Source organism: Runella aurantiaca (assembly GCF_003339505.1).
Taxonomy (GTDB): domain Bacteria; phylum Bacteroidota; class Bacteroidia; order Cytophagales; family Spirosomataceae; genus Runella; species Runella aurantiaca.
This window is the reverse complement of sequence record NZ_QPIW01000016.1, coordinates 41,283-56,296: the sequence shown is the minus strand read 5'-3', so window position 1 is coordinate 56,296 and position 15,014 is coordinate 41,283. Positions and strand designations below refer to the sequence as shown.

At 47.2% G+C, this 15,014-nt stretch carries 11 protein-coding genes; 2 read left to right on the top strand and 9 right to left on the bottom strand.

The genetic code is table 11. The features are described 5' to 3' along the window. Positions 1 to 7: 7 nt before the first annotated feature. Both DVG78_RS18440 and murA read right to left on the bottom strand, forming a co-directional pair. Complete coding sequence (locus tag DVG78_RS18440) at positions 8 to 880, bottom strand: histidine phosphatase family protein (protein WP_114462524.1); 873 nt, start codon at positions 878 to 880, stop codon at positions 8 to 10. Positions 881 to 906: 26 nt separating this feature from the next. Beyond that, a complete protein-coding gene (gene murA, locus DVG78_RS18435) occupies positions 907 to 2,214 on the bottom strand; it encodes a UDP-N-acetylglucosamine 1-carboxyvinyltransferase (RefSeq protein ID WP_114462523.1) in 1,308 nt (435 codons plus the stop codon). A gap of 102 nt (positions 2,215 to 2,316) precedes the next feature. Here murA and DVG78_RS18430 point away from each other — a divergent pair, with 102 nt between their 5' ends. Both DVG78_RS18430 and DVG78_RS18425 read left to right on the top strand, forming a co-directional pair. Then, a complete protein-coding gene (locus tag DVG78_RS18430; RefSeq protein WP_114462596.1) occupies positions 2,317 to 2,919 on the top strand; it encodes a pseudouridine synthase in 603 nt (200 codons plus the stop codon). Between the two features lie 133 nt (positions 2,920 to 3,052). Next, the gene (locus tag DVG78_RS18425) at positions 3,053 to 5,158 is read left to right on the top strand and encodes a hypothetical protein (protein ID WP_114462522.1); all 2,106 of its coding nucleotides are present in this window, start codon (positions 3,053 to 3,055) and stop codon (positions 5,156 to 5,158) included. Positions 5,159 to 5,868: 710 nt separating this feature from the next. Here the strand turns inward: DVG78_RS18425 and DVG78_RS18420 are convergent. From DVG78_RS18420 to DVG78_RS18390, 7 genes are all read right to left on the bottom strand, one after another. Further along, positions 5,869 to 6,963: an aminotransferase class V-fold PLP-dependent enzyme gene (locus DVG78_RS18420; RefSeq protein ID WP_114462521.1), complete on the bottom strand. Its 1,095-nt coding sequence runs from the start codon at positions 6,961 to 6,963 to the stop codon at positions 5,869 to 5,871. A gap of 398 nt (positions 6,964 to 7,361) precedes the next feature. Further along, on the bottom strand, positions 7,362 to 7,715 hold the full coding sequence (locus tag DVG78_RS18415) for a four helix bundle protein (protein ID WP_114462520.1): 354 nt from the start codon (positions 7,713 to 7,715) through the stop codon (positions 7,362 to 7,364). Between the two features lie 266 nt (positions 7,716 to 7,981). Continuing rightward, positions 7,982 to 8,398: a type II 3-dehydroquinate dehydratase gene (gene aroQ / locus DVG78_RS18410; RefSeq protein ID WP_114462595.1), complete on the bottom strand. Its 417-nt coding sequence runs from the start codon at positions 8,396 to 8,398 to the stop codon at positions 7,982 to 7,984. 136 nt (positions 8,399 to 8,534) lie between these two features. After that, positions 8,535 to 11,642, bottom strand: coding sequence for an efflux RND transporter permease subunit (locus tag DVG78_RS18405; RefSeq protein ID WP_114462519.1), 3,108 nt, complete (start codon positions 11,640 to 11,642; stop codon positions 8,535 to 8,537). A gap of 32 nt (positions 11,643 to 11,674) precedes the next feature. Next, complete coding sequence (locus tag DVG78_RS18400) at positions 11,675 to 12,796, bottom strand: efflux RND transporter periplasmic adaptor subunit (protein ID WP_114462518.1); 1,122 nt, start codon at positions 12,794 to 12,796, stop codon at positions 11,675 to 11,677. Between the two features lie 229 nt (positions 12,797 to 13,025). Then, the gene (locus tag DVG78_RS18395) at positions 13,026 to 13,529 is read right to left on the bottom strand and encodes a hypothetical protein (protein WP_114462517.1); all 504 of its coding nucleotides are present in this window, start codon (positions 13,527 to 13,529) and stop codon (positions 13,026 to 13,028) included. Between the two features lie 60 nt (positions 13,530 to 13,589). Beyond that, positions 13,590 to 14,996 (bottom strand): RagB/SusD family nutrient uptake outer membrane protein, encoded by a 1,407-nt coding sequence (locus tag DVG78_RS18390; RefSeq protein ID WP_114462516.1) that lies wholly within the window; start codon positions 14,994 to 14,996, stop codon positions 13,590 to 13,592. Between the last annotated feature and the right edge of the window lie 18 nt (positions 14,997 to 15,014).

Sequence of the window (15,014 nt, the reverse complement as noted above, 5' to 3'; positions counted from 1 at the left end):
AAGATTATTACGGTGCTAATTCGGTCCACTCCGCTACTTTTATCTTGGCAATAAAACGAGCAGGCTGACCCGCAACCGATTGAAACACGGCCGCATCGCCCCAGTTAAGATCTGCCAGCGGCGCGGGCGATGGCAATGTCCCCATAAATCCCGTATGCCCTACCAACACCGTATTGTTGACATCTATAACCTGACTATCAACCAATTTCATCATATTTTCATACCGCTTCGCTTCTTCATATACGTAATAGGTCAACTCTTTGGTTTGCTGCGTCGGCACCCCAAGGCTCATCAAGTCGGCGCTGGTAAAGCACCGGCAAAACTCGCTAGAAAATAACCTGCTAACGGGTATTTCCAGATTTTTCAATACTTTACCCGTAGCTTCCGCCTCTTTTTTACCCAAATCATTGAGTTGGCGAGCCAGTTTTGAATCACAAGATTTCCACCAGTTGGCCACTGTCGAGTTGGTTTGGTCCGAGCCAACATCCGCCGCGGCGTGCCGAAATACCAAAACATACCCTCCTTTTTGCAAGGGTCGTAGCACATCGGCGCGCGGCGTAACGACTACTTTTATCACCAAGCTGTCGTTGACATTGTCTTCACTTTTGACCGTAATTCGCTGCGCTCCTACCACACTCGGCGCGGTATAAACCAAAGAATCTTGGGCCGTTTGCGTAGCCGTTCCCGCTGTTGTTTTCCACGTTACACGCTGATTAAACTTAATACGAAGGCTACCCGACGGCAAAACGAGGGCCGTTTTGCCGTCAAACCCCAACGCTTGCAATGGCAAAACCGTGTCTTCCTTTTTACAGGCCACGATGCAAACCGTCAATACCAACGATGACAATAACCACAGTTTTTGATTTATCCCCTGCCCCATGATGTATTTCAGATTTTGTAAGCTCGTTACAAACGCACTATCTCTGCTCCAATGGCATTCAAGCGCGTATCAATGTTTTGGTACCCACGGTCTATTTGCTCAATATTATCAATTATGCTCACTCCCTGCGCCGACATGGCGGCAATCAACAACGATACCCCCGCCCGAATATCAGGAGAAGTCATGCGAATACCCCGAAGTTGCGTAGCTCTATTTAGCCCCACGACCGTAGCGCGGTGCGGGTCGCAAAGGATAATCTGAGCACCCATTTCGATGAGTTTATCGACGAAAAATAAGCGGCTTTCAAACATCTTTTGGTGAATCAATACCGTTCCTTTCGCCTGAATAGCCGTTACCAGCACAATACTTAACAAATCTGGCGTAAACCCAGGCCAAGGCGCATCTGCCACCACCAACATAGACCCGTCGATAAATGATTCAACTTCGTAATGCTCCTGCGCAGGGATAAATATATCGTCGCCGCGAAATTCCATCTGGATTCCGAGTTTTTGAAAAACGCCGGGAATAACGCCCAAATCAGGGATGGAGCAATTTTTGATGGTCAATTCGCTCTTCGTCATGGCGGCCATCCCGATAAACGAACCGATTTCAATCATGTCGGGGAGCATGGTGTGCTCGGTGCCATTCAAAGATGATACCCCTTCGATGGTCAGTAAATTTGACCCAACGCCGCTGATTTTTGCGCCCATTCGGTTGAGCATTTTGCACAACTGCTGAAGGTACGGCTCACAAGCTGCGTTATAAATCGTGGTGATGCCTTCGGCCATGACCGCCGCCATCAGGATATTCGCCGTACCCGTTACGGAGGCTTCGTCGAGAAGCATATAAGTACCGTGCAATCCGCTGGCATCTACTTGATAAAAACCGCCGTCGTTGGGGTCATAGTCAAACTTTGCGCCCAAGCGTTCAAAGCCTAAAAAGTGCGTATCTAAGCGCCGACGCCCGATTTTATCACCACCCGGACGCGGAATACGGCCCTTTTTGAAACGTGCCAACATCGGTCCCAACAACATCACCGAACCCCGAAGGGCCGCCGCTTTTTGGCGGTACATTTCGGTTTCCATAAATTCGAGATGCACATCAGAGGCTTCGAATCGAATGGAGCTGTTGCTCAAACGGGTGCGTTTTACGCCCAAATCACCCAATAAATCAATGAGTTGGTTTACGTCGCGGATGTTGGGAATATTATGAATCGTAACAGGTTCTTTCGTCAACAACACTGCACAAAGTATCTGCAGTGCTTCGTTTTTGGCACCTTGCGGGGTGATTTCACCTTTCATCTGACGACCGCCTGCTATTTTGAATGAAGCCATATTGGGGGACTTGCGTTAGGAATTAAAGAGGATTCGTTAATTATTATTTGTTTTGTGCAAAGCTATCAATTTTTGAAAAAAGATAGCAAAAAAACACGCTCCATGATTCCTGTATTGCACCGCTATTTTATTGTCAACAAACCCTACGATATGCACTCCCAGTTTACGGGCGTGGAGGGTCGGCCCATGTTAGGCGATTTAGGGTATCCCTTTCCTGAAGGCACGCATTGCATCGGCCGGCTCGACCACAACTCTGAGGGTTTATTGATTTTAACGACTAACAAAAAAATTACTCACCTGCTCTTTAAAGGTAAAAAACCGCACCGAAGAACCTATTTATTGCAGGTGTATCGGGAAGTAAAACCCGAAACGCTGGAAGAACTCAAAAACGGGGTGGTGATTCGGGTCAAAGACAACGGAATCTACAAAACGGCTCCCTGCGAAGCGGAAATCATTGAAAAACCTACCAATTTGTTTCAAAGCGGCTGGGAATACCCCGACAATATTCCGCACACGTGGCTCTTGATGACCCTGACAGAAGGCAAATTTCGTCAAATCCGCAAAATGATGACCGCCGTAAAGCACCGCTGTTTGCGCCTGATTCGGATTTCAATCGAAAACCTAGCCCTCGATACCCTCCAGCCCGGCAAAGTACGGGAAATCCCCGAAGTGGAGTTTTTTGAACGGGTTTTCGGGAAAGAATAAAAAAAACTTTTGAAGGTTTTATTCACCTTTTAAATGCCCATAACCACTCTCTGATCGAGCAGCCTACCTACTTATTTCAGTAGTTGAAGCTGATTGGTATAGTTCATACTTTTGAACCAAACCAATTACTTCGATGAAAAAGCTCGTATTCTGCGTCTGCGCTTATATGTTGATGAGTTCAACGGTTTATTCCCAAATCAACATCATACAAAAAACCAATGCCGGAATCACCATCAGTCCCAACGGAATCAGGGGTAGCCTGCCCCTCAGTACGGCCGAAGATACGACCAATATCTCGATGGGTGAAAATGCGCTGAAAAACAATATAAATTCCAAAAGAAACATTGCCATCGGCAAAGACGCCCTAATGACATACTCTAAAGCCTTTATTTCCAGCGACTTGCTAAATGCTTCGCAGTTGGCCATTGGTTTTGAAGCCCTCCGCAATTACAACACCACCAGCGCAGCGCTCAATATCGCCATCGGTACCCGCGCCATGGGTGGCATCACGCAGGACGGCGGCAGCGTGGCCATCGGGCATTTTTCGATGGAAAACAACCGGGGCGGCGGAACCGTCGCCATCGGTCATCGGACGTTGAGCGGGGGAAGCACTGATACCGACCAAGGCGTTTTTATCGGAAACGGCGCTGGCTCTTTTGCTCCTAGCGGGGCGGGAACCGTGGCGATTGGTCATTCGGCCATGAATTTTGGGGGCGGCGGCAACAACACCGTCATCGGGAGTGGAGCGGGCGGCGGCACCGGTACTTCTTCCAAAATTGGCAGTGGCAACATCATGATCGGCGCCAATGCGGGCCGACTAGAAACGGGCGACAATAAACTGTACATCGAAAATACCAGCGGAACTAACCCATTGATTGGCGGTAATTTTTCGACCGACCGCGTGGGCATCAACCGCCAAATCAGCGATATTGACGCCACGCCATTTACGTTGCAGGTGGGCGGTAATGCCCTCGTTACCAATGGCATAAAATTAACCAATATCGGTGAGGCCGAAGGCCGCTTTTTAAGAACAGACGCTGCTGGCAATGCCTCTTGGGCACCACTGTCTTCTCTCTGGCAAGTAGCAGGGGCTGCGGGCAACGAAATTCAAAACACTAACGCAGGCGGATTTTGGTCAAACAACCCCGCCACCGTGGCTTGGTTGGCCACCAACATTACCAATCCTCCCACGGCTCCCGTGTCGGGCGGCGGCACACGCATGATGTGGATTCCCTCCCGGAGCGCTTTCCGGTGCGGCTCCGTCGATAACACCAACTGGGACCCAGCCTTCATCGGACTCCATTCGTTTGCATCAGGCTATAATTCAATGGCCACAGGACGGGGCAACATTGCGATGGGATTCAACGCCATTTCTGACGGCACGTCCAATACCATTGCTTTTGGTGAAAATACGCGGGCTTCTGGCACCAACGCCTGTGCCATCGGCAACGGTGTCAATGCCAATTCGTTTTATTCAACGGTGGTCGGTTCTTTTAACCTTCTTCCCTTCGCAGAGGCCAGCACTTGGGTAAGTACCGACCCCCTATTTACGATTGGGTCGGGCCAAAATGAGCTAAACCGCAGGAACGGGTTACTGATGCTAAAAAATGGAAAAACAGCCATTGGAAATATTACCCCAGAATCTTTTCTGCACGTTTTTGAAAGTGAATCGAGCGCTGCCCCAAGCCCAAACGCCATCGCAACTTTCGAAAAAAATGGAAACGGATATATTTCTCTCCTGACCCCCGAAGCCAGCGAAAATGGCATCACCTTTGGGCTACCCTCCAACGGCGTGAGCGGCGGAATCATTTATAACCCAGCAGGAACCAAAAGCATGCAATTCCGCACGGGCGGCAATACCACCCGTATGGCCATCCTTGCCAATGGTAATGTGGGCATTGGTCTTACTGCTACTACACCCACCGCTAAGTTGGACGTAAGCGGCACCGTAAAAATTGGAACGAACGGAAGTGCCCTTGACGAAATCATCAAAATCAGCGAGGCGGCCGATTTGCCGAGCATTGCTGCCGGCGGTAGTTTTTCTCAAACATTTACCGTGACCAACGCCCAGACTGGCTCCACGGTCTATATTTCACCGGATACTGACCTGACCAATGGCATCATCATCGCCTACGCCTGGGTTTCTGCCTCCAATACGGTTTCGGTAAAATTTAACAATGTATCCGCTGCCCCCATCGACCTAGCTAGTACAAAATTCCATATTACGGTGATTCGATAACCACCCAATTTTCCTGATTTGGCATTATTTAAACACTAAAAACCCGCAAAAACGATGCTTTTGCGGGTTTTTAGTGTTGCCAGCTTTGGTGTCAAAAGCCGCAGTAAGGGGTGTGTTTCAGGCCCTAACGCTCAGGTAACAATACCGTGGGTGACTACCGACGGATTGGAATGAGCGCAAGCGATTTGCTGAGCCGTGCGTACGGATTGCAAATATCAAAAATCATTATGAGTAACCCGATAGCAAGCACGGCTGAATTTTCTAGTGTGAGTATCATCTTATTTGGTTTACTGTTAAAAAAGCATGAGAAAAAATATTGAATGATTGAGCTTGCCTTAACTGTTACCTTTTTCTAAAAGCAAAAAAAGCGGACGAACCTTCAATGATTTGCTTAAAGTTACTTGGTTATTAATGAATTAACTAACGATTCGCCAACTTAAATGATGCAAACCCTAAATTCTTGCGCCCCAAATTCACAATAAACTAACAGTCAACTAATTGACCATCTAAAAACTTCCAGTTTTGGGAAAAGAACATTTAACGAAACTTCAAACGTCGCTCCGTCTTTGCCGAGAAAAGCGCTGCACATACATAACGTTATTAGAAGGTCTTTGTTTTTTAGAGGGGATTAAAATTCTTTGGGTATAAGTAACTTGTGTTGATATTTCTCATTCTACATATTACAGTTACTTGTAGGCGTGCAATATGTTCTAATTCTTTCTTTTCAAAAACGTTTTTAGCATCGCCACTTCTTCGTCCTCAATGGCGGGAAAATTAGCAATGCGGAAAGTGTTATTTTTCCATTCGCCATAACCGTTTCCGAGCGTAATTCCCGCCGCAAGCGCCGCTTTTTTAACGACAGAAACCGCTTCTGGCTCTCCTTTTACGGCAATGACCGTGTCGGAGCGCGTAGCAGGATTTTGAACCAAGGGCTGCCAATCGGTCTCATTTTCCAGAAAACTATACCAAGCCTTCGCCCGCGCCTCACTCCTCGCGCCTACCTCCTGTATATTATCCACTTGCTCCATGACACGCATCAGCAGGTAAATCCCGAGGGTATTCGGGGTATAGTGCGTTTGGTATTTTTCGAAATTTTCGTGCATGAAAAGTAGGCTGTTGTAGCGCAGAATGTCGTTGGCTTGCCGCGCTTTTTCGAGGGTTTTGGGAGAACACACCATGATGCCCAACCCCGCAGGAAGCCCCAAACACTTTTGAACCGAAGCAAACCAAATATCGCCCAAGGTCCAATTAAAAGCCACGCCCCCCAGCGAAGAAGTGGCATCAATTGCAATGAGGGCATCAGTCATCGCACGAATTTTTGCTAATTCTTCCATTCGGATGTGCGTTCCGTTGGAGGTTTCGCTGTGGGTCAGGCACAGCACTTCATAGTCGCGCAAACGCTGACGATTGAATTTTGCCCTGACCGCATCGTTTTCATATTCAAATAAATGATGGGTGAGCGTTTGCTCAATCGGAAACAGCGAACCCGACGTTTGCGGCACAATATGCGAGGCGTAACTGAACCATTTTTTGCCGAAAGCACCATTATAATGATGGGCGCTATGGTGCAATGTCAGCGATTGGGCAATGATTTCCCACGCTTCTGTCGCCGACGAAACCAAATAAATAGAATAATCTTCGGGAATATTGAGTTTGAGGTGCATTAGGCGGAAGGTTTGCCGCAATACTTCCATAAACCCCTGACTGCGGTGGTTCATGCTCAAAATCCCCGAACGAAAGGCATCTTGTAGATACCCTTCCACCTGTGGATATACCTTTGAAGGACCGGGATAAAAGGTAATCATATTGAATAATGAGAAAAAAGGGAATTAATAACCGTAAAACTGTAAAACCGAGAAACCGTAAAATGTAAAAGGGAAATAATAACCGTGAAATGTAAAAGGGTAATAATAACCGTAAAACTGTAAAACCGAGAAACTACAAAATGTAAAAGGGGAATAATAACCGTAAAACTGTAAAACCGAGAAACTGCAAAATGTAAAAGGGGAATAATAACCGTGAAACTGTAAAAACTTATTGGGCATTTCACTTTTTCAGTTTATCATTTTTCGGTTTCGCGGTTTCGCGGTTCCTGCTTCTAAAGCTTCACTTTTGCGGTTCATCGGTTTTGCGGTTCCCGCTTCTAAAGCGTCACTTTTTCAGTTTATCATTTCGCGGTTCATCGGTTTTGCGGTTCCTGCTTTTATGTCTCTCCTCCCTTTGCCGTATCGACGCTTTTCTGAAAAATAGCAACTAGCTGACGCGATTCACTTAGCAAAGGTTCGTCAATGAGCATATTCGCTTTCAACAACATCCGAAGGTTTATAGACGTCTCCCGAAGTTCTTTGAGCGCAATCTTCATTTTATGAACAAAATCTTTTTTTGATTCAGCGGCCTGCGCTTCGCCATACACAAGCGCTGGCGCCGTTCCTGACCTGAGAAGTTGGTCAGCCAAATGCCTGCCAGCAGCCGTTTTGGGCAACCTTTCACTCGCTTCAATGATTAAAACCCCAAAATCAATCAACCGTTCTTCTAAATCAAACTTTCGGTAGTTCATTACTGACATTTTAAAATGTAAGACATCTTTTTATTTGGATTTAGACGTCATTTTACACAGCAATTTACCTTTTGCAGTTTAAAATTTTGCGGTTTTATGCATTTGGGCATAAATTTTAGGGTATTTGAAATACGCTGCTCGGCTGTGAGCAACCGAGCGCACAGGCAATCAAGGCATTAGCATTTATCAGTTTATGATTTTACAGTTTAAAATTTTGCGGTTTTGCATTTTTCAGTTTAAAATTTTTCGGTTCCCTTCTCTCGATTTTATACAAAGTACCTAACCGCCAATTCGTACCCTTTCAGCCCCAAACCCACAATAACCCCTTTGACACGACTGCTCAGGTAGCTATGATGACGAAACGCTTCGCGAGCGTGAACGTTGGAAATGTGTACCTCCACGGCGGGCGTCGTGACGGCCGATAGGGCATCGGCAATGGCCACCGAAGTATGGGTATAAGCCCCTGCATTCAGCACGATTCCGTCAAACGTAAAACCGACCTCATGAATTTTATCAATCAGTGCTCCTTCGTGGTTAGACTGAAAATAGTGCAGTTCTACGTCTGAGAACAGGGTTTGGAGGGTTTGGAAGTACTCTTCAAATGTTTGGCTGCCATAAATGGTTGGCTCGCGCTTGCCCAGCAGATTAAGATTAGGGCCGTTGATAATGAGAATTTGTTTCACAGAATTGGCATTTTGCTTAAGCCGCAATATTACTATCTTCCCACGAAGAAAAAACATTTTTAATGTGCTTTCCCACAAAAAAAGCCTCTGCGTTTCCGCAGAGGCTCTAAAGAAAGGGTATGGAATAACAGCACTATTACGCTTCTTCCGCCATCAGTTTTTCAGGGGCGGCTTTATCAGAATGTTTTTTATTACTCAATGACAAATAGGAATAAATGGCCGGGATGATGTACAAGGTCAGAATAGTAGAGAACAACAACCCTCCTACTACCGAAATCCCCATCGAAACGCGGCTTTCGGAACCTGCACCCAACGCCAACGCAATGGGTAAAATCCCCAAAATCGCGCACAAACTCGTCATAATAATCGGACGGAAACGCGCCGCTGAGGCCGCTTTGACCGCTTCCAGTTTGTTAAGCCCTGCTTCTTTCTGCTGGTTGGCAAACTCCACAATCAAGATACCGTTTTTAGTGACCAGACCCACCAACGTAATGATACCGATTTGGCTGAAAACATTGAGGGTTTGGCTAAAATCCCAGAGCGACAATAAAGCCCCGCAAACCGCCAAGGGTACCGTCAACAAAATAATGATAGGGTCGATGAAGCTTTCAAACTGCGCCGCCAAAATCAGATAAATAAGCACCAGCGCCAAACCAAACGCAAACAAAAGCGATGAAGAACTGTCTTTAAACTCGCGCGACTGTCCGTCCAAGGCCGTGGTGTAGGTATCGTCCAACACGGATTTCGCAATCTTATCCATTTCGTCGAGGGCTTGGCCCAGCGTCACGCCTTTGGCCATACCTGCGGTTACGGTAGCGGCTGACGAGCGGTTGAAACGGAACAACTGCGGCGGAGAACTTTGCTCGGTCAATTTGACAAAATTATCCAACTGAATCAATTCTCCCCGATTGCTTTTTACAAACAACGATTTCAAATCCATGATGTCGTTGCGGTCAACACGGTCGATTTGCCCAATGATTTGGTATTGTTTGCCGTTCATCAGGAAGTACCCAAAACGACGTCCCGAAAGCCCCAATTGCAGCGTTTGGGCAATATCCTGAATCGAAACGCCTAAGTTTTGAGCTTTGTCGCGGTCAATTTCCAGTCGAATTTCAGGCTTTGTAAATTTGAGGTTTACGTCCGTTCCTACAAACATCGAACTTTCATTGACGCGCTTCATGAGTTCGGGAATCACACCCCGCAGTTTTTCATAACTCGTTGCCTGAATCACGTACGACACGGGAAAGTTGTTACCACGTTGTCCAGTTTGTATCGTAGGGTCCTGAATAACGAAAGACTTTGCGCCCGAAATATTCTTCACTTTTGCCTGTATCGCATCAGAAATCTCCATTTGTGACCGCTGCCGCAGCTCAGGTTCGCTCAATACCACCCGCACAAAACCCGTGTTGGTGGCATTGGTAGAAAAACCGGGTGCCGTAATGGTAATCAAAGCATCCCGCTCGTTGGGACGAACTTCATCTTCCACCACTTTGGCAAATTCCATGAGGTATTTATCCGTAAAATCAAACGTAGCACCTTCCTGTAAAGTCAGCGACACCCTCAATCCCCGGCGGTCTTCCATCGGAGCCAACTCAGACGGAATGGCATCGTATTTGAACAACGCGTAAATAATACCGATAAAGCCGACCATCAACACCCACGCCAACCAACGCACCTGCATAAAACCCGCCAACGATGATTCGTAAGCGCCGTTGAGCCACTGGAAAAATGGCTCCGTAACGCGGTACAACCAAGGTTGTTTATGGCGCGTCTTGAGCAGTTTTGAACTCAGCATCGGCGTCAGTGTCAACGACACAAAAGCCGAGATAATTACCGAACCCGCTACCACAATTCCAAACTCTCGGAATAATCGGCCCGTGACACCCTGCAAGAAAATAATCGGCAAAAACACCGCCGCCAACGTAACAGTGGTAGAAATAATGGCAAAATAAATTTCTTTGGAACCCGTAATTGCGGCATCCCACGGCGACATTCCTTCCTCAATTTTGGTATAAATGTTTTCCAACACCACAATGGCATCGTCTACCACCAGACCGATAGAAAGCACGATTCCGAGCAAGGTCAAGACGTTGATTGAAAAGCCCATGATGTACATCAGGAAGAACGTACCAATCAACGACACGGGAATAGCCGTCAGCGGAATCAGTGTACTGCGCCAGTCGCGCAAGAAGATGAAGATAATCAACGCCACCAAAATAAAAGCGGTGATGATGGTTTCTTCCACTTCGGCAATAGAGCGGCGCACCGAACGGGTATAATCAAACCCAATAGCGGGCACGATGTCGGCGGGTAGTTCTTTTTTGATTTGTTCAAAACGCTTATAAACCTCGTCGACGATGGCAATTTGGTTGGCACCCGGCTGCGGTACTACCGCCACTCCCACCATCGGCACACCATCGCGGCGCATGAGCGTGCGCTCATTTTCGGGGCCTAGTTCAGCACGGCCTACGTCGACAAATTTAACTACTCGGTCGGCTTCTTCTTTGACAATCAAGTTGTTAAACTCCTCCACCGTGGTCAAACGGCCCAACGTACGCACCGTAAGCTCGGTCGAAGCGCCTTCAATGGTTCCCGACGGCAATTCTATGTTTTGTTTGGTCAAGGCATTCAACACATCGATGGCCGTGAGCCGATACGACGCTAGTTTGAGCGGGTCAATCCACAAACGCATCGAGTAGCGCTTTTCTCCCCATACCTGAATCGAACTTACGCCCGCAATGGTTTGCAGACGCTCTTTAATTTGTCGGTCCACTACATCGTTGAGGTCGAGCATCGAGCGTTTCTCGCTCTTAACGTTCAGAAAGAAAATGGGGTTGGAATCGGCATCTGCTTTGGAAACAATCGGCGGGTCAATGTCGCGCGGCAAAAGTCCCAACGAACGAGAAACGCGGTCGCGAACGTCGTTGGCGGCGGTTTCTAAATCAACCCCCAAATCAAATTCGACGGTGATATTACTACGACCGTCGCGGCTCGACGAGGTCAGGGTCTTGATTCCCGAAATACCGTTAATCGATTCTTCCAACGGCTCCGTAATCTGCGATTCAATGATTTCGGCGTTGGCTCCCGTATAACTCGTCCCGACGTTAATCACGGGTGGGTCTACGCTAGGATACTCCCGCACCCCTAAATACGAAAACCCAATCAACCCAAAAATGATGATAATCAGCGACATAACTACCGCCAAAACGGGTCGCTGAATGCTGGTTGTAGATAAAGATGCCATAATTAATTATATTTTTTCAAAAACAGGCTAAATTACTGTTTAACCATTGCTTCTTTGATGTCAACTGGTCCTCCCGGCTTCACCTGCAAAATTCCAGAGGTGATAAGCGTGTCTCCTACGTTTAACCCTTTGTATATCTCAATGGTTTTATCACCGCGCGTACCGATTTGCACTTCCACAGGCTCGGCTTTATTATTTCTTACCACAAACACACTGTGACCTTTCAGGCCCGGAATAACGGCCTCGGTAGGTACAAGTATGCCGTTTGCTTTGGTATTGAGGATAATTTCAATCCGAGCAAACGACCCCGGATACAGCTTACGGTTGTTGTTGGGGCTGGTAGCCCGCAGCGTGAGGGTTCGCGTATTGGGGTCAATTTTTGGCTCGATGGCGTAGACGCGACCATAAAATTTTTCATCGCCACTTTCGGTCGTAAACGTAATAGCGGTGCCTTTGGCAACATTGGTCGCGTATTTAGCAGGAACTGAGAAGTCAATTTTAGCGGGATTTACGTTGGTCAGGGTAGCAATTTTCGCCACCGTCCCCGGCGACAAATAACTCCCTTCACTCACATAACGCAAGCCGATGGTGCCGTCGAACGGCGCACGAATCACGGTTTTGGCAATTTGGGCTTCAAGGTTCTGAATGTCGGCATTCATGCTGTTGAGGTTGGTCAAGCTGATGTCATAATCACGTTGACTAATCGCTTCTTTTTCCAACAGTTTTTTCTGACGCTCTTCGTTTACCTCCGCCAATTTTTTCTGGTATTGCAATTTTTGAAGTTGGGCCTGTAAATCAGCATCGTTGATACGCACCAACACCGTCCCTTTTTTTACGTAGTCGCCTTCTTTAAAATTAATGGAAGTGATACGTCCGGCTATTTCACTACGAATGTCCACTTCTTCGTTTGCAATGATGGTTCCCGTCGAAAGTATTTTCTCTTCTAAACGCTGATTGCCGATAACCATAATGTTAATGGGTGCCGAGGCGCCGCCTTTGGCACTACCCTGAGCTGCCGGGCCACCGCCTTTAGGAGCAGCGGCTCCTTTTTCTTCCTTTTTGGACGTATATTCTTTGAGCCGTGGATAAAACGCCAAGCCAGTGATGATTAAAATAACAAGTACGGTTAAAATTGATTTTACAGGTTTGCTCATTCCAGTTAGGTATTCGTAGTAGATAAAAATCTATTAAAATAAAGGGCAAAAATACCCTTTAGGGCTGACTTATGCGTTCTGATTTGGTTTATTTCATAGCTATTTAATCAAAAAAGAACGGTTTTTGATTTGGCATCGACGAAGTTGATTTTTGTGTCGTCTAATGAAACAAAAGAAGCGACACCATAAATGGCGCCGCTTCTTTTGTTTAACCAAGAAATATGCCCGTTTATCGACGAATATTCACCGTAAACGTTTTGTAATTTTCACTTGGTTTTACCTGCTCATTGCCAGATAGGGTCATCACCAACGCAAAGTTTTGCGTAGCTGGAACCGAAGCCGCAATTCCTGGTAAAATCTCATATTTGATGTACGCCGAACTGCTGTTGGCTGGAATCGTCACCGAACCTTTGGTTTCGAGAATGCGATAGTTAACATTCTCCACGGCAGTGCTCTTAGAAGCATCAATCGTATAACCTAACGTAATGGGTGCGCTTTGCTGCGGCCCTACCAATTGAACCAAAATACTGTCTCGGGTCAACAGTTGACGGATGGTCCGTTGGGATACGCCGTTGGATACGTTATTGGCGGGTTGCGTGGCAAAACCTGCCCGAGGGTTCTTAAATTCGGCAACAGGGGCCGAGTCGTAGGTCCAAGTAGGATTCTCAAAACACCCGCTCAATGACAGGGTTAGCAGCCCCATCGCGAAAAAATAAATGATTTTATGTTTCATATTTTTACATTTTTATGTTTCAGACAAACAATGATTTATCCATTGCCAAACGACCGAAAATTAATAGCCCGGATTTTGTTTTAGCTTGGGGTTAAGTTGAATCTGTCCCACCGGAAGTGGAGCCAAAATTCTAAAATCACTGTAAGGAACGGGAGCAGAAAGCGCCGCCTTGGTGATGACCTCACCACGGCGTTTCAGGTCAAAGAAACGGTGGCCTTCCAAGACCAATTCCAAACGACGTTCGCGCATGATGGCATCTATCAGGTCGGTGCCTGTTACGGTAGCCGCCACTGGCGTAGCACCCGCCCGCGTACGAATGCGGTTCAGATCGGCAAGGGCCAAATCAGCCTTGCCCGTTGCGGCGTAGGCTTCTGCACGAATCAACAATACTTCTGAATAACGAATCACGGGGATGTTATCGGTGAACGGCCCACGTGCACCAGGGAATTTACGGCTAAAAAACACCGCTTCTCCTCCTTTGGTAGCGGCAAAAAATCCTTGCGTACGACGGATGTCCGTCGCTTCGTAGAGGCCCAGCAATTCATTGGTTGGCACTACATCCCCCCAGTTACCAGTCGTTAAATTTGTCGTCAGTGAGTGCATAGACTCATTCACGCCCAAACTCTCGGTAGCCTGCACATAGTTGATTTCGAAGAACGATTCAGGATTTGGTGCTGCCGCAAAAGCTGCCACATAATTGGCTCCACTTACCAAAGATGCGCCGTTGGGAGCATCCAGAGCCGCCGTAGCATAAGTAATGGCATCTGCGTATTTTTCCCAATAAAGGTACACCCGAGCCAAAAGCGCGTTAGCTGCAGCTTTGTTGGCCCGTAGGCGATTGCCCGTAGCCGGAAAAGAAGCAATGGCATCCTTCAAATCCTTCTCAATAAATTGATACGTTTCTTCAATGGTAGAACGTGCCCGAAGGTCAGCCTTCGATACATCGTCGGTAGGCTCAGTGCGCAGAATCAACCCTTCATTAAACCCATTGACCACTTTGGTAGGCTCGTAGGCAAACACCCGAGCCATGTCAAAATACAAAAGAGCGCGCAGAAAAAGGGCTTCTCCTTTGATTTGGGCTTTGTCGGCGGTGGTGGTATTGGCTCCGTCAATGGCACTGATGATGAAGTTAGCCTCATTGATTGCCGCATAATTGGCCCAAAACTGCTGCATGTGGGCGCTCGGGGCATTGACACGCTCGTTGAAATAACGGTTTGAGTTGGTATTGGTCAAACGAACGTTATCTGCCATGATTTCAGGAGCAATCATGATACGGGCACCGTAATAGGTGTTGGGTTGCAGACGGTCATACACTGAAATCAGCAACGCCCGAATCCCCGTGATATCCTTGAGTGCCACATCGGAACTCACCGATTGTTTTGGCTCTGTATTGAGTAGGTCACTGCACGAAGAAGCAACCGCCACCAACACCGCTAAACTTATATTTTTCAATTGTCTTGTCAACATCTTGTTCTAATGATTTGG

What these genes read in the sequence shown, in the direction of transcription:
- DVG78_RS18425 (WP_114462522.1), top strand. Translation starts at nt 3,053, where the DNA reads ATGAAAAAGCTCGTATTCTGCGTCTGCGCTTATATGTTGATGAGTTCA.
- murA (WP_114462523.1), bottom strand. Translation starts at nt 2,214, where the DNA reads ATGGCTTCATTCAAAATAGCAGGCGGTCGTCAGATGAAAGGTGAAATC.
- DVG78_RS18405 (WP_114462519.1), bottom strand. Translation starts at nt 11,642, where the DNA reads ATGGCATCTTTATCTACAACCAGCATTCAGCGACCCGTTTTGGCGGTA.
- DVG78_RS18395 (WP_114462517.1), bottom strand. Translation starts at nt 13,529, where the DNA reads ATGAAACATAAAATCATTTATTTTTTCGCGATGGGGCTGCTAACCCTG.
- DVG78_RS18420 (WP_114462521.1), bottom strand. Translation starts at nt 6,963, where the DNA reads ATGATTACCTTTTATCCCGGTCCTTCAAAGGTATATCCACAGGTGGAA.
- DVG78_RS18440 (WP_114462524.1), bottom strand. Translation starts at nt 880, where the DNA reads ATGGGGCAGGGGATAAATCAAAAACTGTGGTTATTGTCATCGTTGGTA.
- DVG78_RS18400 (WP_114462518.1), bottom strand. Translation starts at nt 12,796, where the DNA reads ATGAGCAAACCTGTAAAATCAATTTTAACCGTACTTGTTATTTTAATC.
- DVG78_RS18430 (WP_114462596.1), top strand. Translation starts at nt 2,317, where the DNA reads ATGATTCCTGTATTGCACCGCTATTTTATTGTCAACAAACCCTACGAT.
- DVG78_RS18415 (WP_114462520.1), bottom strand. Translation starts at nt 7,715, where the DNA reads ATGAACTACCGAAAGTTTGATTTAGAAGAACGGTTGATTGATTTTGGG.
- DVG78_RS18390 (WP_114462516.1), bottom strand. Translation starts at nt 14,996, where the DNA reads ATGTTGACAAGACAATTGAAAAATATAAGTTTAGCGGTGTTGGTGGCG.